The organism is Pseudidiomarina aestuarii (assembly GCF_003987355.1).
Lineage (GTDB): Bacteria > Pseudomonadota > Gammaproteobacteria > Enterobacterales > Alteromonadaceae > Pseudidiomarina > Pseudidiomarina aestuarii.
Window position 1 is genome coordinate 1,907,787 of record NZ_PIPR01000001.1, and the last position, 20,683, is coordinate 1,928,469.

Below are 20,683 nucleotides of genomic sequence, written 5' to 3' on the forward strand. Positions count from 1 at the left end.
GGGTTTTTTTTGCTAGGCTAGAGGCATTCTTGCTATTGCTAGCTCAGTCAAGGAAACTTATGCAAATCAACCTCGAACGACTCCAGCAAAACCTCCACGACCTCAATGAAATAGGCTACAACCCGGAAGATCGAGGGTTCTATCGCATCGGCTTTTCCGATGCAGACATGCAGGGTCGTCAGTGGCTTATGGAGCGTGCGCGTAGTCTTGAGCTCGATACTTACATGGATGGCGCAGGCAACGTCTTCTTCGGCACGGGTGCGCGTGACCAACCAATGATTTTAATGGGTTCTCACATTGATACTGTGCCGGCGGGCGGCTATTTCGATGGCTCGTTAGGCGCGATGGCTGCATTGGAAGTCATCGAAACCATGCGTGAGCACTATCCGCAGCTCGATACCCCCATCTGGGGAGTAGCTACCGCCGAGGAAGAAGGTCGGTTCGGTGGAATGTTAGGTGCGCAAGCGATGAGCGGCAAGCTGACCCCTGATTGGTTGCAAGAGGCGCATGACGCAGACGGCGTATATTTAAAAGACGCAATGGCAGCGCAAGGACTCGACGTGATGAAGGCGCTCGAAGCTGCAATTCCGCCGGAACGGCTCAAGGCGTTTGTGGAGCTACATATCGAACAAGGCCCCGTTCTCTTTCAAAAAGACTTACAAATTGGCGTGGTTGAGGGGATTTCCGGAGTCTTTAAATGGATTGTTCATTTAAAAGGCAAAGCGGATCATGCGGGAACTGCACCGATGGATATGCGCAGTGACGCGTTCATGGGTTTGGCTGATTTTGCTCATGAAATCGAGCGAATTATCGCTGAAAATGGCACCGACAAGTCGCGTATTACTGTAGGCAAAGTTGAGTTAAAGCCAGGGCATCCGCACACAGTGCCGGGTGAAGCTATTTTTACGATAGTCGGTCGTGATATGGACAACGACATCATGACTGATCTTGCGAATGCGTGTCGACGCGCGTTATCGGCAATCGCTCGAAAACATCGACTGATGTTTGAATATGAGCAAGTGAGCTGGTTAGCACCCAAACCTTGTTCTTCGCGCCTGGTTGACTTAATTGAACAGCAAACCCAACATCGTGGTTACAGCTATTTACGCATGCCCAGTGGTGCCGGTCATGACACGCAGTTTATGTCTGAGGTGACGGATGCCGGGCTCATTTTTATCCCCTCCATTAATGGCGTCAGTCACGCCCCTGATGAATGGTCACATTGGCGTGATGTCGAGGCCGGAGCAAATATTCTCCTCGACACTGTGCAGGCTATTAGTAAAGCCTAGTAATTATTTGAGAGGAAGTAATGGGTTACGACTTAAGTAGTTTATGTTTAGCAGCAAAGTGAATCAGTTCGGCGGTATTGTTTACACCGACTTTCTTTAGGACTTTACCACGGTGATTTTCGGCAGTTTTAGTCGACATGGCTAGCAACTCAGCAATATCTCGAGTCGAGCGCCCCTCAATCATAAGATGAAACACCTCTCGCTCCCGTCGTGTTAGTCCATTGATGACGGTAGCCCCAGAGTGACTTAAGTTTGAAGCGCTATGACTGCTTTTAGGAAAGACTTTTTTACCTGCTGCTACGAGCTTAATATCCTTTATAAGTTCAGATGTAGGTGCATCTTTGAGCACATATCCATAGGCGCCAGCTTGTTGCATCGCGTCAACATACTCTTGTTCACTATGCATACTGAGAGCAATAATTTTTGTATCTGGGCGTTGTTGCAATATTTTATCGAGCGCTACGAAACCATTCATCACCGGCATAGAAATATCAAGGAGAACAACATCAGCAGCGGTTCTTAAAACTGCTAAGCTCAGTTCGACTCCATTGGAGCATTCGGCGAGTACTTTGAACTCTCCACTGTGTTCGAGCGCACTTGCGATAGCTTGCCGTACCATCGTGTGATCATCGGCAATGATGATGCGAATCATACTGAGTGTCCTTCGCCAGGTATGCGAATATAGTACTCAGTCCCTTGTTCTGGGGCAGAACGCATATCTAACTCTGCACCAAATGCTCGGCATCGATCTGCCAAGCTATGCAATCCGAGACCTGAGTGTGATGAAACCTCAAACCCGATACCGTCATCAGCAACAACCACTTGAATGCCCCCTGCTTGCCGTTGAATGATCACCTGCATAGTTTTTGCGTGGGCATGTTTGACTGTATTAACACAGATTTCTTGTAGTAGTCGAAACACGAATAATTCAAGATCTTTGGATAACCGCTCTGGTAACTCAACATTAACTTGATAAGTGATTCCTGCTGGCTCGAGTAATTGTCGAGCCAACCAAGAAACTGCAGCACTCAATCCCAAATCACTGAGAATGGTAGGGTGAAGCATGCGCGCGATATCGCGCGCGGAATCGACGGCAAGTGTTGCGGTTTCAATGAGCGATTCACGAAGAGGCTCGTTGGAGTTTAGGTGCTGTAATTGAGTTTTTAGGCTCGTTAAAACTTGGCCTAAACCATCATGAAGTTCTCTTGATAATTGAGCACGCTCATGTTCTTGCTGTAACCATAAGCGCTGAGCTATTTGATTTAATTGTTCCTCTTCACCAATCAATTGTTTGCGTAAGTCTGCCTGCTGCTGTCGAAGCTCGGTAAGCAGAGAAAGGAGTTCATTGTTGTCTGAGGAAATTTTGATATTGTTGTTGTTGTCCATCGGTCATTTGCTCAAAAAGTCGCTGTTGAGCCTCCATGGCCGCGGTTTCTAAAATAGCACGTTCCGAGTGTGTTGAGATGCGCTGATAATATTCAGCATTTCGCCAGTATAGAGGATAGCGCTTTAAAAGCATAAGAAGTTCAGCGAGCGCTGTATCATCTTGATGAATGAGCGCAATTAAGTAATCCATGCGAGTCGCGTACATCGTTGGCGAGACGAAATCAGCTAGAAAATCCCAGGCAGGATGAGTGGTTGGAATGCCAATACGAGAGATTATATCAGCAGCAATTCGAGCTTTTAGTACTTGACTGTAAGGACCGTCAAGCAGCCTTGTCAAAACGTCCTCTAATGGACCTTTTTCTTGAGTGTTTTCGATGTGATTTAATCGCGCTTGCAGCCATTGCTGGGCAATCCGTTGTTCATGGTTTAGTTGTTTACTAAGTTGCATCAGTTCTGCAACAAAGGGCTCAGCCGATTCTTTGTCAGCTAAGTCGATACTCATTTCTGCAGCCCACAACAGCGCCTCTACGAGTCCTCGTGAGTCATCAATTTGACGAGCGCTCGCAATCGCATCATCAATGTGTTGGCGTGCGACCTTGAGTTGACTTTGAGCAAACTGCAGTCTGCTTAAAAGCAAGTAGGTGGCAATCTCTGCTTCAGGTGTGCGTTCTTTATTTTGCAGAATGTCTACAAGTATTTGTTCAGCTTGTCGATATTGCCCGCGCAATAATAATAGTTGCGTATAGCTCAATTGAGTACTGTGCAGTGTAGCTAAATCTTTGACTTCATTGAAAACTTGAATTGCTTGGCGCCAATACACCTCAGCTAAGCTAAAGTCTCCTAAGAGAAAGTGCATAAAAGCAACATTATTGACGCTTTGCGCTTGTAAATAATCATCGCTCTCCTGCAATCGTATATCTAAAGATGTTTTGTAGTGTTTGAGCGCTGCGACATAAAGCCCCTGTTCTTCGAGTAATAAGCCTCGCTCATTCTCAATGTGTGCTATTGCCAGCTTGTCGTTCAATTGTTCAAGAACAGTTCGGGCTTCGCGAAGTAGATCATCAGCCTCTTGGTAATTTGCCTCTATAGCCCGAACTGTTGCTAAGTTTGCCAGCGTAGTGGCTCTATCTCGGGGGTGCGTAGTGGCATCGCGGAATTCGAGAGATTCTGTAAAGTAGCGACCAGCAGTAGAGAATTCGGACATGCGTAGGTGAGCAACGCCAAATGCATTTAGAACGAGACCTTGGCCATAATCATCCTGTAGTTGTCGAAATCGAACGAGTGATTGGGTGAGCTCATTTTCAATGGCCGATTTCGTTTCACTCTGGATAATCTTAATTCTAGCAAGTTCAAACCACCAATAAGGTTGGTTCGCATCGACCTCAAGTGCTTGTTGATAGAGGTTTTTAGCTTGCGTTAAATCGTTCATTAAAAATGCTAGGTTGGCACGCTCGGCAAGTAGGTCAGGACGAGGTTCTGTGCGTTCAAGTAATGCATCAAGACGTGCTGCTGCAGTTTCGTAGTCATCGTTTAATTGCGCTAATAAAGCTTGTCCGCGGAGTAACCAGAGATTATTTATTGTTGGGCTTTCAATCAGCCGACTCAATGCATCCGAAGCAATTGTAGAAGCATCGAAATCAAGAGCTATTTGCGCAACGTAATACCAAACTTCAGGCTGAGTCTTACTACTGGTTTGCAATGCAAGGAGTTGTTCCTCGATAGCTTTTTCGGAATCTTCTCGGAATGCCTTTTGTAATTCTTGTAAATCAAAACTTGCAGCACTGTTGAGTGGAGCTGATATGGGGTCGTCTTGCAAAACCTCTGTAATGTTTTGCAACACCGGCTCAATAATATCGCTTAATCGATATTCCGCGAGAGAATAAGTCTGCGTAAACCAATCGCGTTCTCCCGGCATACCTCGTAATGAAATGCGAATAACATTGTCTTGCTCGAGCTTGTACCTTTCAATAATCAGCAAAAACTCTGACTCTAGTAATTGCGTAATACGAGCACGATCGGAGGTATCGCTCAGCGGCGAGAGACCAAGATTTTCCTCAACAAGACGGACTTGCTGTGGGTCAATTGAATAAACACTACTGTGAGATTGTAAACCAAGATGAATCAAACGAGCGAAGTCGACCATTGATGGTTGCTGATAATCGGTGATAATAGTGATGGTTTTTAGTTGATCAGTCTGAGTACTCTCTGAAATAGTCAAGTCACTGTCGGTTTCATTCAGCCATATACCACCGATTAAACACGCAACAAGCACCGCAACTCCGACTAAAACTCGTCCCTGTGGATTGTGCGAGATTGAAGTATCTAGTTCTTTTCGTACTTGAGCGAGAGGAGGGCGCTGCGCAGGATCGATGGCTTGAAGTGCGACGCTAAGTGAACTCATTTTACGTCGCCAGCTGCGATCCGAATGAGTCATTGTTGAACATATGGCTTCGATCACTTTACCGAGACTGTATAGATCGCTCGCTGCCGAAATTTGTCTGTGCTTCCGAACTTCGGGAGCAATCCAAGTTATTGAGCCTTGCTCTTGATGAGGAGCGGTCAAATATTTACTAATACCGAAATCAAGAAGTACTAAGCGTCCACTCGTATCTATTAAGATATTATCTAACTTGATATCGCCGTGGATAATATCATTGTCATGACAGGTTTTTAATGCGTCCACAAGTTGTGTTATCCACTGCGCGGCATCATTTTGGTCGGGCTTATTACTTAGTGCGGTCTGCAAAGGTGTGCCGTTGACAAAGGCCATGGTATAAAATACTAAATGGGCCGTTTGATAAAATTCATAAACATTCACAATGTGGTTATGGTTTAACTGACGGGCCATCAATACTTCGTTACGCAAGTTCTCAATTGCGTTTGATGATAAGACGTTGGCTTGAGGGATGAGTTTAATTGCAACGGTAATATCGAGTATTCGGTCATGAGCTTTGTAAACTCTCGCTTGACCTCCTTCACCGAGGAGAGCAAGCAACTCAAAGCGATCGACAAGTACTTGGCCTACACCCGATTGTTCAGCGCTCGTGAGTTGCTGAGTTTTCTCGGACATATGCGAATCTCCACGGTACTTGCTGGCGGCAATGGCAGTCTGGGACTTTCAACATAACATAGTTCATAGTGATGCGGCAGTAATTCTCTTCGAAAGTCTAGTTATCCGGCCAGCAGCTGTTGGAGGCGTTCTTCCACCCATTGAAGTTGCAGGTCAATTTGTGCAAAAGCTAGTTGCGAACTAAGTTGCTGCGCAAATAAGCTGAGAACCGATACATCATGGTCGGTAAAGTAGTGGTGCTGGTGCACATTATCGGCGTAGAAAACGCCAATAATGCAGTTCGAATACGATATAGGAACCGCTATTGCGGCTTTAATAGAGTGCTCAATAACGCTCCTTTGATCACGTAAGTGTTGGTGTGTTTGAGCATTATTGACCGCGACTACGGATCTTGAATTGATCGCTTGCTTGATGAGTGTTTTACTCCCAGAGAAGTGTCCCGGCTCCAACCAATCTGGAAAACCAATGCATTGATCAATTCGTGACTTGTCGTTGAGTAAAATCAGTGCAGCTCGTTCACTATGTAAGATATTTTGAGCTCCTTGCTGGGCTTGCGTCAGAAGTCTTTTCAGGTCGTGCGACTGAATACAATCTTGACGAATAGTTCGCAGTTGTCTGTGTTGCCAAGCGCGGTGCTGCAAGTCGGTTGTCAGCTGTTTATGTGTTAATGGCTGCAGTTCAAGTGAGACGGAGCCGATTTTAATCACCGAACGCTCGTGAATGATTTGCTCGGATATTTTACGCTCATCGAAAAAGCAGCCATTAGTGCTATTCAAATCAGTTATCAACCAATCGCCATCGTGATAACGAACATGTGCATGTCGACGTGAGACACTGCGATCATCAACAACGATATCGCAGTGTTTATCGCGACCGATAAGATACAAACGCTGCTCAAAGAGAGAACGCTGATCTGCAAATCGGTCCTGATATAAGATTCGACACGTTAATGGCATAACTCAGGGTAGCGTCCGTAAGCTAAAACGTAGCGTTCTGGTCATACTCAAAAGTCTACCGCGGACATTAATGATGTCAGCTGATGAGCGCCAAACATCGGGATACAAAGTTCCATTGTCGGCCTCGAGCACATCAATGAGCGCGGTGACCTCCTGTAGCGCAACATTCGTGTTACCCTGCGCAACAGCAGAACTGATGGCGCTCACGGCTGAACTCAATTGTCCTGCCACTTGGACATCGAGTAAGCCCGCAACGTTCTGGCTGAAACTATCTAAACGATTCACTTTCTCATTGATAACTGTCGCCGCGGAACGCAGGTCAGCGAGGATAATAAAATCGGAAAACTGCCCACCTGTACCACGAACGCGGTAGCTACCTGAACCAGTCATCGTGGTAATATCTTCGAACACTTCAGTTCCATGGGAGTGGAACAAACGTAATGGTGTTCCCTCTGTGTAATGCAGCGTTTTCGTGTACAGTTCAATGTTTGCGGTGCCACTAAATGCAAATCCTTTGTTAGGGTCGGGTTCAACCGAAATCAACACTGGGAAAGTGCCCGGCAACGTAGTTAATAAACTGTCAGGTAGACGGCTGAGTAAACTGGGATCGTTTAAACTCAGAAGCTCTGCTGTGATCTGAAAGTTATCTGGTGTTAAGCCGATAGCATTATCAAATTTGATTGAAAAATCTAAAGAGACCGTTGATGACAATTCAATATCAGCGCGTACCTGATTTGCTGCTTGATTAAATGTTAATTCAACATTCGCCAAAGCATTTGCTGAAAAAAGCAGCGGCAATGCGATTAGAGGCAAACGGACTTTCAAAAGAATTTGTCTTATAAACGACATAATGACACCTCAATTCAGTTATTCTGCAAAGTTACGTTTGTAATATTTTGAAACAATTTAGCGTTACTTGGTGAAAAAGTCACCTATTCATGTTCAATAAAACAGAAAAAAGAGGCTCCAGATTGGAGCCTCAAAGGGACTTACAACCCTACAAACTTCCCAAGTATTGCGAATATAATCGTCCCGCCGTCAAAGCATACCCTGCTCGTGTCATCTCTTGTCCCGGAGAAAAGCTTGCCGTGAGTCGCGGCTGCAAGTCAAAAGGCCCTTGTTCGACTGTAAAGTCAACATTTAAGAGTGATAGTTGAATTGCAAGCTGCACATAGCCTTTTCGGTCAGCTGGAATTTCATCTTGGTCGGCAAGCACGATAGAGTCATCGCGATAATTCACTACAATGTCTTGCTCAGGGTCAAAACTGCGAGCGACATCCTCTAATCCAAGTACTTGAACAAGTGTATAAGCTAAATCCAGTTTGGATACCGTACCGCGAGGCTCAAAGTTGCCATTTGTGCTCTCTAACACAGGCGCTTGCGTTTGCGCATTATCCTTCAGTGCCCCGCCAGTTGCACTTACAGCTTTAGCAACGGCCGTGTACTCTCTGGGTACATTAAAGAGCTCAAGTTGATCCTCGTTCAGTAGATCGCGATACTGGCGAATCGCCGCGCCCATCACTAGATATTGCGAAAGGTCTTGTCGCAAGATCGCTCTGTCTGGCTGAAACTTACCGTTATTTAAACCATCAACCAAACGCTCGCTTACTGCAAACTCGATTGCATTTTGTAGCGGGTGTCCCTCAATATCATCGACTCCTTCGTATCCGCCGCCAAGCTCGAATGATACTTGACCACTAACTACCTCAGGTACGCCCGGACCGTTCGTTAATCCGAGCGGGTCAGGATTTACGCCAGATAAGGATGTGAGGCCAAATACATAGAGTTGCCAAGTACCTGATTGACCAGGTGCCGCTACCCGCATGCCGGTATCTAGAGCCGGTAAGGTTAAATTGCCAGAAAATTCTGTTCCATCCGGTGCGACTAGTACGAGTTTAGTCGTATTAGCAAGATTCTCGGCGCTCGCCTTGACCCATGTCACATCGTTGCCGACTTCAAAACTAAACGTTTCTGGCTCGCCAACGGGGCTGTAAAGAACTTCAAATGGTTCCACGCGATCTGAGCTGATTGTTATAGCATTGGCATTGAACGTATTCAGGTTGTTTACACTAGACGCATAGTCCAAATTCTCGCCAAGAGCTGCTGCTACAGCTGCTTTTGCGTTAATATATCCACCACCAACTTCCCATTTCTCGAACCCCGGCATATTAGTCGCGGTTTCTTGTATCAACTGTTTGATTTCAAGAATGGAGAGATCTGGGTTTGCTTCCATCATCAACGCAATAATGCCAGCGACGTGAGGCGTAGCCATGGATGTTCCCGAGATCATGGTATAAAACGGTAAGTACTCTGTTTCAATAGCCTCAATGTCAGCATCGCCGCCATTTGCGACTAAGTTTGTGCTGGCGCGCGTAGAGATAATATTCACGCCAGGAGCAACAATGCTGACTTCATTGTTATAAGTCCATTCGGTATTATCAGGCATGGTAAAGCTTCCGCTTTCGCCCTTTAATCCGCGAGATGAAAAGCCTGCTAAGTTACCAAACTTATCTCCTGCGCCAACCGACATACCCCAAGGAATTTGAGCATAAGGATTGTGACTGTCCTCACCAGGGCCAGAGTTTCCGGCTGCAAAGACAGACATTATCCCGAGTTTGTATGCCTTATATGATGCGATACTAACCGGATCATCTGGACTAAATTTACCGCTTGAGCCCCAAGAGTTACTCATAATTCGAATCGGAGAGTTGAAAGAAAATACATTGTTGATCGCATAATCATAGCCCCCGACAGCATCGAGAATAGCGATGGCAGCACCCGAGCCATAGCCAACTAAATCTGCACCTGGAGCTGCACCCATGTACTTACCATCAGACATCACTCCGGACCCCGCGATAGTTCCCGCGCAGTGGGTTCCATGCCCACTGTTTGTATCGGTATTGATTTGGCTTTCGAGAACGATCCCATCAGTTACGGGAACTATACTCAACGCCTGAGCATGAGTTAGACCCTGCGCATTCTCAACTACCGTATCGCCAAACAGAAGATCTTGATGTGCTGCATCGATACCGGAGTCATTGACTACAATGGTGACCCCTGTTCCATCAAAAGTCGTATTATTGCGTTGAAAAAATTCGTTGCTTTGTAATTGATCTACGCCAGTAATTTGGCGCGCATCCGCGTTAAAGTATTTCAGCGGGCGATTTAACCATATTGAGCGGACGTCAGATTTTTTAGCGATTTGCTCGATTTGTTGTGGTGTTGCGAGAACCCCAATAATGGGAAGTGAGGAAAACTGAACACCTTCTGTAATGTCAAGGTCCAGTAGCTCAGTTAACTGAGCTTCTGAAACAGGCTCAAGTTGGTTATAAGTAACTACCACCATAACTTGTTCAGTCGTGGACAAACTCGGTAACTTAGCTTGCAGTTGTTCGCCGATTGCGGCTTCCGCGGCTGCTTGGCCGGGTGCAATTGCGAGTGTCAATGCGGCAATAGTCGAGAGAGTGAATTTTTTCATCTTGAATCCCTACCGTTCGGTATTGTGTATTATTTAAACGGCCTTTATCGTCACAAGTACATGCATGCACTGATATAGGGGTTTCCCCCCAATTTGAGCCAAGAGTTTGGTATAATGGCGATAGTGTCCTGTCATGAGAGTTGTACGATGGAACAGAAAGTGAAGGTGCTGGCTGCCGACCAGGTTAAAATTCATCGGCCCGATCCAAACGAGCGTGATAATCATTATGCGCCGCGTAATCGCATCTATGTGCGAGACGTCAAAGGTAGCCTTGAATGGTTTCGGCGCAGCTTTGGTTTTATTCTGCTCGCGCTTTTTATTCTTATCCCATGGCTCCAATTTAACGGCGAGCAAGCTGTATTGCTGGACATCGGTAATCAGCGTTTTCGTATTTTCGGCATGACGTTGTGGCCACAAGATCTGACCATTCTTGCGTGGATCGCCATTGTCGCCGCATTCGCATTGTTCTTTGTGACCACCTTATATGGCCGCGTATGGTGCGGTTTCATGTGTCCACAAACCACGTGGACCTTCATCTTTATGTGGTTCGAGAAAAAAATTGAAGGCAGCCGCAATCAGCGCATGACCCTGGATCGTCGTCCTTGGGATGCCAATAAGGTTGTGCGAAAAGTAGCGAAACACACCTCGTGGTTGGTGGTAGCACTGTTGACCGCACTTATTTTTGTCGGCTACTTCACCGATATCCGCCAGCTGTTCGCTGAATTCTTCACTTTGGAAACGGGTTTTTGGGCAACGTTTTCGGTGCTGTTCTTCACTTTTTGTACCTATGGTAATGCGGGCTGGATGCGTGAAATTATGTGCACGCATATTTGTCCTTATGCTCGGTTCCAATCGGCTATGTTTGACCGCGATACGGTGACCGTCAGTTATGACGCGAATCGCGGTGAGCCGCGGGGTGGCCGCGCTCGCAAGGTCGATCCGAAAGCCGTTGGGTTAGGTGATTGCATTGACTGTAACTTGTGCGTGCAAGTGTGCCCAACCGGCATCGATATTCGTAACGGCTTGCAGTATGAGTGTATTAATTGCGGTGCCTGTGTAGACGCCTGCAACGGTGTGATGGACAAAATGAATTACGCACGCGGGCTGATTCGTTTTACCACAGAGCGCAACCTACAAGGTGGGCGCACGCGGAAGTTGCGGCCGAAAGCCATTGGCTATTTTACTGTGATGATTGCGATGACCGCCCTCCTCATCTGGGATATTGCCACCCGGGTGCCGCTTGAGCTCGATACCTTGCGTGACCGCAATCAACTCTACTCTATCAACATGGATGGTTGGGTTGAGAACGTTTACACCTTAAAGATTTTGAACAAATCACAATTGCCAGAAAGCTTTACCGTGACAGTCAGCGGTTTCAGCGACTTCTCGTTAACGGGTCAAACGCAACTGACTATTTCAGGCGGTGAGGTTGCAACCGTTCCAGTTACCTTAGCCGTGAATCCAGATGAGGTGACTGAACGGGTGCAGTCGGTGACGTTTAAAGTCACAAATCCAGATGGAACCGTGCAGCAAGAGCACACCACGAGTTTCATTTATGAATAATGAAAATGAAGATTTTAGTTTCAGTGGGCTGACGCCTGATGTTATCGCCAATGCTCTAGAAAGTGTCGGGGTTGACCCTATGTCGGGGCTACTGGCGCTGAACAGCTATGAAAATCGGGTGTATCAGTTTATTGCCGATGATCAGCGTCGTTATGTCGCCAAATTCTATCGTCCGGCTCGCTGGACCACCGCGCAGATTTTAGAAGAGCATTTGTTCACAGCCGAGCTAGCTGAAGCAGAAGTACCGGTAGTCACACCACTGCAATTGCACGGCAAAACCTTGCATGAGTACGCCGGTTATCGTTTTACCGTGTTCCCCAGTATTGGTGGCCGTGCGGTTGAACCGGGTGACTTAGAGCAGCTCGAGCGTATTGGGCAGCAAATTGGACGTTTACATGCGGTGGCTCAGCAAGGCACGTTTAAGGAACGTTTGAGTATCAATCGGCAAGAGTATGTCACGGATGCTCTCGTTACTTTGCGACAGTCACCTTTGTTACCCGAGAACCTACATGAAGCCTTTTTTGCGATTGCTGAACCACTGGCAGCCGCAGTGCACGACGTTGATTTTAAGGCATTTGCACAGCAACGATTGCACGGGGACTGTCATTTAGGCAATATGCTCATACGCGACCAAGAGCTGACGTTCGTCGATTTTGATGACGCAAGAACAGGTCCAGCGGTGCAAGATTTGTGGATGATGTTGGCTGGCGATGATCGTCATCAGCGGGCCCTGCAGTTGGATGCCCTGCTGAGTGGTTATGAAATGTTTTGTGAGTTTGATGAAAATGAAGCAGCTTTAATTGAACCCTTACGCACTTTTCGTATCTTACACTACATGGCTTGGTTGGCTCGGCGCTGGGATGACTCAGCTTTTCGTCGGGCATTCCCATGGTTTGCTGAGCAACGCTATTGGGAACAACAGATTTTAACCTTAAAAGAGCAGTTCGCCGTATTGCAAGATGAGCCAATTGGCGCACAGCCGAACTTTAATCGTTAACGCTTAAGAACAGGAAGTATCCTTATGAAAAAGTTATTGTTTGCGGTAGTTGCCTTGATGATGTTTCCCGTGGCAGCGCAACAATTTGAAGAAGGTGTGCATTATGACATCGTCTCCGAAAAGGCGACGGATAAACCAGAAATTCGTGAGTTTTTCTCTTATTTCTGCGTGCACTGCTATCGATTTGAGCCAATTGCACAAGCAATGAAAGCAGAATTCCCTGATGCTTTCGACAAAGCGCATGTGTCTTTCATCAATTACGCCGGTATGGGTGTTGATATGTCGCGCGCTTATGTAGTGGCGAAGCAGTTAGGCAAAGAAGATCAAATTGGGCAAGCCATTTTCAATCGCAACTTTGTGCAACAAGACATGATCAATAGCAAAGAAGATCTGGCGGAAGTATTCGCGGCTATCGACATGTCGGCTGAGGAACTTGAGAAAGCAATGAACAGCTTCTCAGTACGCGGTATGGCCAATAAAATGGACCGTGATGCGGGTAACCTGCGTGTGAACGCAACGCCAACCTTTATTGTCAACGGCAAGTACAAAATGAACCCACAAGGGTTTCAGGGTACTGAAGATTTCCAAGGTGACTTTTTGCGTTTAGCCGGTTATTTGCTCGAACTCGATCAGTAACAGACACCTATAGTTATCATGAACGGCGCTCTGCTATTTTAGCGAGCGTCGTTTTTATTTTCTCGTCCTTCACTTCCCAGCGCCTATTCAACCAGTCCTGAAAATGCTTCTTATAGGCTGCATCCTGAAAGTAGTCACCAATTAAGCTTTGCTCAACCGGCAAGGTTTCAACATGCACGTAGACATCCCGCAGCTGCCCAGTAAGCAAGTTCCACACGGTTGGACGGTCACTTGGCGGATACACAATAGTGATGTCTAAAATAGCATCAAATTGCTGCCCCATTGTTTGTAGCGTGAAAGCAGTACCGCCTGCTTTGGGCGGTAATAAATATTGGTAAGGCGACTGCTTCTCGCGATGTTTCTCAGGGGTAAATCGAGTGCCCTCACAGAAGTTGATCACAGTAGTGGGAATGTGGCGAAACTTCTCGCATTTGCGCTGTGTGGTTTCAATATCCTTGCCTTGCAGATGCGGTTTGCGAGCAATAACGTCGCGGCTGTAGCGTCGCATAAATGGCATATCCAGCGTCCAGCAGCCGAGCCCAATCACGGGTACCCAAAATAATTGTTGCTTCAAGAAAAAGCGCGGCATGGGCATATAGCGACAGGCTAAGTGCATTAATACCAGAATATCGACCCAACTGCGGTGGTTGCACAGAATCATGTACCAGCGATCACGATGCAGCAGCGTATCCCCTTCAATGTGCCAACGCATCGGCTGCGTCAAACGAAACATCAGTGACATCGCATATCCCCACACCCGGAAGAGTGTATTTGCCGCCGTCGAAATACTGCGTTGAACCACAGGGATAGGGAGCAGCAACTTCGGAATACCAATCACAATAATGGCGCTGCCGATAATCGCTGTGGCTACGGCACCGAAACAAAAATTTATGATCAGACGAAATGGAAGTAAGAGCTTGGTTCCCATAGCTTTCCTTGCACAGATGACATGAATTTCTATGATACTTCATTCGTGTTTACTTGCCAGTAGAGAAAAAAACAGCTAATTTATACTGTATATATATACAGTATTTTGAGGGGGTGAATCGCTATGGTCGCAACTGCAACAAACCTGCAGCAATTGGTGCAAAAAGGCTGGGTCTGGCAAGGGCAACAAACGCCATTACAGAAAACCTCTACCGATTTTTTAGATAGCGGCTGGCCAGAGCTTAACGCACAACTCGGTGGTGGTTGGCTGCGGGGGAGTGTGAATGAAATTCAAATTGAAGTTGGCTTTCGTGGCGAGTTAGGTTTGGTATTGCCCCTGCTGCAACGTTCGAATGAGCGCCCACATGTTTGGGTGAATCCACCTGCCCAGCCTTACGCCCCTGGTTTACAAAGCCAAGGCTTAGTGCCGCAACAACAATGGTGTATTCAAGAAGCTGATCACACCAAGGCACTGTGGGCTATAGAGCAATGTATTCAGTCGCAAAGTGTTGGACTGATACTGGCGTGGTTGCCGCAGCTTAATGCAGCGCAAGTGCGTCGGTTGCAGCAAGTCACGGAGCAAGCACAACAGCTGGTGTTTATTTTTACGGATTGCCAGCAAGAGCCTGAGGCGAGAGCTTATGTGAATCGACTCCGGTTACATTGGCAAGATGAGTTGCAGATAGAAGTATTGAAGCGCCGTTTTGGCTGGCCACTACCGCCTTTCCCTTGTGCTTTACAACGCTTACTTCCAGAACGGCGGCTAGTTAAGAAGTCAGCGCATAACAATACTTCTCATGCGGTCACAGGGACTACCCGGTTGACATTATGAGTGCGCGAGTAAATGGCTGGTTGTATGTGCATGCCCCCTACTTGTTGTTAGATGAGCAGTTAGCCGCGCAGGCCGAAAACGAACGCGAACAACCTCAAGTATTATTGCAGCAACAGGGCTCTACAGGTCCGCGTGTGGTTCAGTTAAATGCAGCAGCGCAAACGGCGGGTATTCAGCGTGGCATGGCTATGGTTACCGCGACCACTTTAGTGCCAGACCTTATTTGTCGTGATTATCAGCACAACCGTGAACAATGGTTACTGCAGCAGCTGGCGCAGTTGTTGTATCAAGATGTGGCACAAATTGCCTTGCAGCCACCCCAAGGGCTGTTGTTTGAAGTGCGTAGCTTGTTGCGTTTGTATGGCGGTTGGCAGGCATTGCAGAAGCAACTGCAACAACGCTTACAAGAGGCTCCTATTCGCTACTATTGGGCGAGTGGGTATAGCCCGTTGGCTGCACGTCTGTTGGCGCAAGCAGAAGTCAGTGTGCTTAGCGCTGATCCACAAGTGACCACCGCAGCGTTGGCACAGTTACCTATTCAGGCGAGTGGCTTAGAGACTCGTGCGCAGCAACGCTTACTGGATGTTGGCATGACCACCTTAGGAAGCTTGTTACAGCGAAGCAATAGCGCTTTAGGTGCACGCTTTGGTAAGGACATCACACATTATTTAGCGGAGCTGCGCGGTGATTTTTCGCCACCACAGCGTTATTACCGACCACCAGCACAATTTTATCAGCGTATTGACTTACTTAGCGAGGTAGAAAGCTGGCCCCAACTCGTCTTTGCATTAAAACGCTTGTTACAGCAATTAGAAGTGTTTTTACAGGGGCGGCAACTTAGTACGCGTAACTTACGTTTGCAGGCGTATCATCGCGATCAAGCGCCAACCGTGGTGGTGATTCAGTTTGCGCATGCTGTTTGGCAGCAGCGCGACATGTTGCAGTTGTGCCAATTACATCTCGAGCGGCAAGTGCTTCCTTTCCCTGCGTTGGAACTGAGTATTCGAGTCCGTGAGCTAGAAAACCGTCAGGCGCATGCGAATAGTTTACTGCCAGTGCAACAAGAGTTGCCTGCGGTCGCTGCCTTGGTGAGTCGCTTGCAAGCTCGTCTGGGCGAGCATGCTATTCAGGTTCCGCAAGTGCAGGCCGACTGGCGTCCTGAGCATGCGCATTGCTTGGCCACATGGAGCCGTAGTCAAGCCGCCGCACCAGCATTAAATCCATCACAACGTCGGCCAGTCTGGCTATTACCGCAGGCGCAACCCATTGATCGGCGGCAATGGCAACTCCATTGGGGGCCTGAGCGTTTGCAAAGCGGCTGGTGGGATGACCAGCCGTGCGTTCGTGATTACTTTATTGCCGTTGATGAATTCCAACGTCAAGGTTGGATTTACCATGATCCTCAAGGGTGGTTTTTGCATGGTTGGTTCAGTTGATCGGACGCCGCCTATTGCGCTGAATTGTCTCACCAATTACAGCTTTCTACGCGGCGCCGCACACCCTCATGAGTTAATTGAAACGGCAGTCCAGTTGGGTTATCAAGCGTTAGCCATTACCGATGAATGCTCGGTAGCGGGTATTGTGCGCGCTTATGTTGCGGCGCGGGACACACCATTAAAGCTGCTATTTGGCAGTGAGTTTCATGTACCAGAGCTTGGAATTTGCATTCTGATTGCATGCAATCGGCGTGGTTACGCGCAGTTATGTCAGTTAATCACCACGGCGCGAGGACGCTGCCCGAAAGGGCACTATGAAGTGCATGCGAGTGATTTCATGCAGCATCTCGAGGAGTGCTTATGCTTGTGGCGTCCGCTCGATACTAACGCAGTACAACTTTATAGTAAGCCGCTACAGCAACAATTCCAGAAGCATGGTTTATGGTTGGCATTTAGCCGTCACTATCAAGCCGATGATGTGGAGCGCTATCGTTGCTATCAACAGTATCAGCAACAAACTGGGCTGCCTATCGTGGCTGCTTGTGAGGTGAGCTATCACATTGCTGAACGGCAGCCATTGCACGATGTACTCACAGCTATACGTTTACAAAAGCCTCTAGCGACGGTGCGTCAGGAGCTCCTACCCAACCAAGAATTTCGTTTGCGTGACCAACAGGAGTTAGCACACTGCTATCCTCTAGCCTGGCGTCAAGCGGCTGTTAACGTCATGAATCAGTGTCGCTTTGAACTGAGTGAATTGCGTTATGAGTATCCAGCCGAGTTAGTTCCTGCGGGCCGTACCGCGACTGACTATTTACGTGAGTTAACCTATGCTGGCGCTGCGCAACGCTTTCCCAAAGGGCTGCGTGATGATGTCAAAGATAAGCTTGAAAAGGAGCTCTCGCTCATTGCGCAACTGCGTTATGAATATTTCTTCTTAACCATTCATGACATTGTTCAGTATGCGCAGCAGCGAGGCATTCTTTATCAAGGTCGAGGTTCGGCAGCCAACTCAGTCGTGTGTTACTGCCTTCATATCACGGCGGTGAACCCTGATCAGATCGATGTTTTGTTTGAGCGTTTTGTTTCTGTAGAACGTGATGAGCCACCTGATATTGATGTGGACTTTGAACACGAGCGGCGTGAAGAAATTATCCAGTATATCTATCAGAAGTATGGTCGTGATCGTGCAGCGTTGGCTGCAACCGTTATTTGTTATCGCTTACGCAGTGCTGTGAGAGATGTTGGTAAAGCTCTCGGCTACAGCGAGCAGGAATTACGCCACTATTTGAGTCGTATCGATCGCCGTGATCATGACACACCATGGCAGCAACAATTACAGGAGCAAATTCCAGGTTTGACAGAAACACCTCGAGGACGTTGGCTACTCGAGTTGATTGAGCAGATCCGTGGTTTCCCCCGTCACTTATCACAGCATGTGGGTGGGTTTGTGATTGCTTCGCGAGCGTTATCTGAATTGGTACCTATTGAGAATGCGAGTATGCCTGAGCGTACGGTGATTCAATGGGATAAAGACGATATCGAAGCTTTAAAGCTAATTAAAGTCGATATTCTAGCGCTGGGAATGCTGACAGCCATTCGTAAAATGCTGCAATTGATACATCAACATCACGGCAAATCTTATCAGCTAGCGACTATTCCAACTGAAGATCCTAAAGTCTATAAAATGCTTCAAAAAGCCGACTCCATTGGTGTTTTTCAGATAGAGTCCCGTGCGCAAATGAATATGTTGCCACGATTAAAACCGCGAACCTTCTACGACTTGGTCGTACAAATTGCTATTGTTCGGCCCGGACCCATTCAGGGTGACATGGTGCATCCTTATTTACGTCGTCGTGCTGGCATCGAACCAGTTACCTACCCCAGCCCAGCTGTGCAGCAGGTCCTTGAGCGCACTATGGGGGTTCCGATTTTTCAGGAGCAAGTCATCAAGCTGGCTATGGTTGCTGCGGGCTTTTCTGGTGGCGAAGCGGATAGTTTGCGTCGAGCTATGGCCAATTGGAAGCGTAGTGGTAAGTTAAAACAGTTCGAAGATAAGTTAATCGACGGGATGTTACAACGCGGCTATGACCGCGAGTTCGCGCAGCGCATTTATCATCAAATTTGCGGTTTCGGCGAGTATGGATTTCCCGAGTCACATTCAGCTAGTTTCGCTAACCTTGCCTATGCTTCAGCGTGGCTGAAGTATTATTATCCGGCAGCATTTTATTGCGCTCTATTGAATAGTTTGCCGATGGGCTTTTACTCGGCAGATCAACTGATTCAAGATGCGCGGCGGCATGATATTGCGGTACTACCGGTTGATATTCAAAAGAGTGACTGGGATCACCAATTGATCCCCATGCAACAGCAATTAGGCCTGCGTTTAGGTTTGCGACTCATTAAAGGCTTACGTGAAGAAGAACTGCGCGCATTACTACAGCAGCGACCGATAACAGGCTTCCGCTCGTTGGAGCAAGTCCGTGAGTTAGGCTTGTCCGCTACATCATTACAAGAACTCGCTGCTGCTGATGCGTTACAAACCATCAGTGGACATCGCTATCAAAGTCAGTGGCAAAGTCTTACCTTACAAGTGGAGCAGTTGCCATTATTTGTCGGTGTCGATGAGGTGACCACCGACATAGATACGCTAGCCGCACCGCTAGAGTGTGCAGATATTGCTGCCGACTATCGAACCATGGGCGTCAGTGTTAGACGACACCCGCTGGCTTTATTACGTGAACAAGGTGTACTGAAAGGCTGCAAGCGTGCCAGTGAATTGGCTTTATGTCGTCATCAACAGGTTGTTCAAGTGGCTGGTTTTGTAACCTGTCGACAGCGTCCAGGAACCAGTAGCGGTGTCACCTTCCTCACGCTTGAAGATGAAACGGGTAACATGAATATTGTGATTTGGTTAGCTACAGCTCGAAAGTTTCGACAAGCTTATCTGACAGCGCAATTATTAAAGGTCAAAGGTATCGTCGAAATTCACGGTGAGGTCATCCATGTTATTGCGGGACACTTAATAGATGAAACGGAGCGATTAAGCGCATTTGGATTGCGGAGTAATCGCTCGCGAGATTTTCATTAACTGACCTACACCGGAGAAACGTGGAGGAGGTAGTCTTCTTTTAGCAACACATAGTTGGCCGCTGATTCCGGCAGAAAATCTAACTCTGCCTGAGTTAATGGGCGTTGCTCTTTGACTGGGCTACCAACGTACAAATGTCCACTTTTTAAACGTTTGCCTGGTGGAACTAAGCTACCCGCACCAATAATGACGTCATCTTCGACAACTGCACCGTCCATAATAATGGCTGACATACCAATCAGAACGCGATTACCAATTTCGCAACCGTGGAGCATGACTTGATGTCCAACCGTAACATCTTCTCCGATAATCAACGGATGCCCTTCAGGGTTTCGCTCACTGACTCGACTCACATGTAACGTTGTATTGTCTTGGATATTAGTACGTGCACCTATAGTAATTGTATTCACATCGCCGCGAGCTGACACGAAGGGCCAGAACGAGCAGTGCTCACCCACACGTACATCACCGACAATGACCGTACTTTGATCAACATAGACGTGTTCCCCGAACTGAGGCTCGACGCCGCGATAACTCCGAATATCGCCATTCATGATCCAATACCTCTTAAATTGTTAGCTTTTTGATCAAAACTCATCGTCAATTATCCTAGCAGATGCTTGCGTGGCGTGCGAATGATACGAATTTTAATCACATTGTTGAGAAAAGCAGCAGTCAGCAAAAAAACATATCAAAATGCTCAAAAGGCGCTTGACGGGCGCAGTTAAATCTCTAAAATGCGCCCCACGCTTGAGGCAGACGATGAAGTCGCCAAAAGCAGCAGTTTACCGTCATAAAAAATTATCCCGTAAGGGTTGACAGAAACTGCTTAGGCTGTAGAATACGCCGCCTTGCTTGCTGCAACGCAAGCCTGCTTTTTAGGAAAGCAGTATGTTCTTTAACAATATACCAAGCCAAGCAAACTGTGTGGGCACTTACCGGATTCAGGCAGAGAAACGTATCTTCGGATACAACAAAGGTTCTTAAATGAACCACCTGACTGATTGGAAAAGTGCTTAACA

The 20,683-nt window shown here is 47.3% G+C and carries 16 protein-coding genes; 7 read left to right on the forward strand and 9 right to left on the reverse strand.

Annotated elements, in window-relative coordinates:
• The first annotated feature begins 59 nt into the window (after window positions 1-59).
• Window positions 60-1,289, forward strand: coding sequence for a Zn-dependent hydrolase (locus CWE22_RS08790; protein WP_169930944.1), 1,230 nt, complete (start codon window positions 60-62; stop codon window positions 1,287-1,289).
• Window positions 1,290-1,314: 25 nt separating this feature from the next.
• Here CWE22_RS08790 and CWE22_RS08795 read toward each other — a convergent pair whose 3' ends face one another.
• From CWE22_RS08795 to CWE22_RS08820, 6 genes are all read right to left on the reverse strand, one after another.
• Window positions 1,315-1,941 carry a response regulator gene (locus CWE22_RS08795; protein ID WP_169930945.1) on the reverse strand — a complete coding sequence of 209 codons (627 nt, stop codon included), beginning with the start codon at window positions 1,939-1,941 and terminating at the stop codon, window positions 1,315-1,317.
• Window positions 1,938-2,675: a sensor histidine kinase gene (locus CWE22_RS08800; RefSeq protein WP_169930946.1), complete on the reverse strand. Its 738-nt coding sequence runs from the start codon at window positions 2,673-2,675 to the stop codon at window positions 1,938-1,940. Before CWE22_RS08800 ends, CWE22_RS08795 begins: the two co-directional genes overlap by 4 nt.
• The gene (locus CWE22_RS08805) at window positions 2,632-5,745 is read right to left on the reverse strand and encodes a serine/threonine-protein kinase (RefSeq protein ID WP_169930947.1); all 3,114 of its coding nucleotides are present in this window, start codon (window positions 5,743-5,745) and stop codon (window positions 2,632-2,634) included. The genes CWE22_RS08800 and CWE22_RS08805 overlap by 44 nt, the downstream gene beginning before the upstream one ends.
• A gap of 101 nt (window positions 5,746-5,846) precedes the next feature.
• Window positions 5,847-6,701, reverse strand: a complete 855-nt coding sequence (locus CWE22_RS08810; protein ID WP_169930948.1) for an FHA domain-containing protein — start codon at window positions 6,699-6,701, stop codon at window positions 5,847-5,849.
• A gap of 3 nt (window positions 6,702-6,704) precedes the next feature.
• Window positions 6,705-7,550, reverse strand: coding sequence for a DUF6689 family protein (locus tag CWE22_RS08815; RefSeq protein ID WP_169930949.1), 846 nt, complete (start codon window positions 7,548-7,550; stop codon window positions 6,705-6,707).
• A gap of 148 nt (window positions 7,551-7,698) precedes the next feature.
• Complete coding sequence (locus tag CWE22_RS08820) at window positions 7,699-10,179, reverse strand: S8 family peptidase (RefSeq protein ID WP_169930950.1); 2,481 nt, start codon at window positions 10,177-10,179, stop codon at window positions 7,699-7,701.
• Between the two features lie 147 nt (window positions 10,180-10,326).
• On the opposite strand from CWE22_RS08820, the gene ccoG reads away from it, so the two are divergent.
• The 3 genes from ccoG to CWE22_RS08835 are packed head-to-tail and all read left to right on the forward strand — an operon-like array spanning window position 10,327 to window position 13,375.
• Complete coding sequence (ccoG, locus tag CWE22_RS08825; protein ID WP_169930951.1) at window positions 10,327-11,742, forward strand: cytochrome c oxidase accessory protein CcoG; 1,416 nt, start codon at window positions 10,327-10,329, stop codon at window positions 11,740-11,742.
• Complete coding sequence (locus CWE22_RS08830) at window positions 11,735-12,739, forward strand: serine/threonine protein kinase (RefSeq protein WP_169930952.1); 1,005 nt, start codon at window positions 11,735-11,737, stop codon at window positions 12,737-12,739. Before ccoG ends, CWE22_RS08830 begins: the two co-directional genes overlap by 8 nt.
• Window positions 12,740-12,763: 24 nt before the next feature.
• Window positions 12,764-13,375 carry a thiol:disulfide interchange protein DsbA/DsbL gene (locus tag CWE22_RS08835; RefSeq protein WP_169930953.1) on the forward strand — a complete coding sequence of 204 codons (612 nt, stop codon included), beginning with the start codon at window positions 12,764-12,766 and terminating at the stop codon, window positions 13,373-13,375.
• Window positions 13,376-13,391: 16 nt separating this feature from the next.
• On the opposite strand, the gene CWE22_RS08840 is transcribed toward CWE22_RS08835, so the two are convergent.
• The gene (locus tag CWE22_RS08840) at window positions 13,392-14,303 is read right to left on the reverse strand and encodes an acyltransferase (RefSeq protein WP_169930954.1); all 912 of its coding nucleotides are present in this window, start codon (window positions 14,301-14,303) and stop codon (window positions 13,392-13,394) included.
• A 123-nt stretch (window positions 14,304-14,426) separates the two neighbouring features.
• Between CWE22_RS08840 and imuA the strand changes: the two genes are divergently transcribed.
• From imuA to CWE22_RS08855, 3 genes are read left to right on the forward strand one after another with little or no spacing between them, the layout of a single operon-like run.
• A complete protein-coding gene (gene imuA / locus CWE22_RS08845) occupies window positions 14,427-15,134 on the forward strand; it encodes a translesion DNA synthesis-associated protein ImuA (RefSeq protein WP_169930955.1) in 708 nt (235 codons plus the stop codon).
• Window positions 15,131-16,570 carry a Y-family DNA polymerase gene (locus CWE22_RS08850; RefSeq protein WP_169930956.1) on the forward strand — a complete coding sequence of 480 codons (1,440 nt, stop codon included), beginning with the start codon at window positions 15,131-15,133 and terminating at the stop codon, window positions 16,568-16,570. Before imuA ends, CWE22_RS08850 begins: the two co-directional genes overlap by 4 nt.
• On the forward strand, window positions 16,554-19,661 hold the full coding sequence (locus CWE22_RS08855; protein ID WP_169931079.1) for an error-prone DNA polymerase: 3,108 nt from the start codon (window positions 16,554-16,556) through the stop codon (window positions 19,659-19,661). The genes CWE22_RS08850 and CWE22_RS08855 overlap by 17 nt, the downstream gene beginning before the upstream one ends.
• Window positions 19,662-19,666: 5 nt before the next feature.
• On the opposite strand, the gene CWE22_RS08860 is transcribed toward CWE22_RS08855, so the two are convergent.
• Both CWE22_RS08860 and CWE22_RS12100 read right to left on the reverse strand, forming a co-directional pair.
• A complete protein-coding gene (locus CWE22_RS08860; RefSeq protein ID WP_169930957.1) occupies window positions 19,667-20,215 on the reverse strand; it encodes a gamma carbonic anhydrase family protein in 549 nt (182 codons plus the stop codon).
• Window positions 20,216-20,462: 247 nt separating this feature from the next.
• On the reverse strand, window positions 20,463-20,683 hold a 221-nt coding region (locus CWE22_RS12100; protein ID WP_211618647.1), incomplete at its 5' end, for a hypothetical protein.

Bases quoted from the DNA above. Each gene is read 5' to 3' on its own strand.
- CWE22_RS08800 (WP_169930946.1), bottom strand. From the start codon at position 2,675: ATGGACAACAACAACAATATCAAAATTTCCTCAGACAACAATGAACTC.
- CWE22_RS08810 (WP_169930948.1), bottom strand. From the start codon at position 6,701: ATGCCATTAACGTGTCGAATCTTATATCAGGACCGATTTGCAGATCAG.
- CWE22_RS08855 (WP_169931079.1), top strand. From the start codon at position 16,554: ATGGTTGGTTCAGTTGATCGGACGCCGCCTATTGCGCTGAATTGTCTC.
- CWE22_RS08850 (WP_169930956.1), top strand. From the start codon at position 15,131: ATGAGTGCGCGAGTAAATGGCTGGTTGTATGTGCATGCCCCCTACTTG.
- CWE22_RS08805 (WP_169930947.1), bottom strand. From the start codon at position 5,745: ATGTCCGAGAAAACTCAGCAACTCACGAGCGCTGAACAATCGGGTGTA.
- CWE22_RS08815 (WP_169930949.1), bottom strand. From the start codon at position 7,550: ATGTCGTTTATAAGACAAATTCTTTTGAAAGTCCGTTTGCCTCTAATC.
- imuA (WP_169930955.1), top strand. From the start codon at position 14,427: ATGGTCGCAACTGCAACAAACCTGCAGCAATTGGTGCAAAAAGGCTGG.
- CWE22_RS08840 (WP_169930954.1), bottom strand. From the start codon at position 14,303: ATGGGAACCAAGCTCTTACTTCCATTTCGTCTGATCATAAATTTTTGT.
- CWE22_RS08860 (WP_169930957.1), bottom strand. From the start codon at position 20,215: ATGAATGGCGATATTCGGAGTTATCGCGGCGTCGAGCCTCAGTTCGGG.
- CWE22_RS08830 (WP_169930952.1), top strand. From the start codon at position 11,735: ATGAATAATGAAAATGAAGATTTTAGTTTCAGTGGGCTGACGCCTGAT.
- ccoG (WP_169930951.1), top strand. From the start codon at position 10,327: ATGGAACAGAAAGTGAAGGTGCTGGCTGCCGACCAGGTTAAAATTCAT.
- CWE22_RS08835 (WP_169930953.1), top strand. From the start codon at position 12,764: ATGAAAAAGTTATTGTTTGCGGTAGTTGCCTTGATGATGTTTCCCGTG.
- CWE22_RS08820 (WP_169930950.1), bottom strand. From the start codon at position 10,179: ATGAAAAAATTCACTCTCTCGACTATTGCCGCATTGACACTCGCAATT.
- CWE22_RS08790 (WP_169930944.1), top strand. From the start codon at position 60: ATGCAAATCAACCTCGAACGACTCCAGCAAAACCTCCACGACCTCAAT.
- CWE22_RS08795 (WP_169930945.1), bottom strand. From the start codon at position 1,941: ATGATTCGCATCATCATTGCCGATGATCACACGATGGTACGGCAAGCT.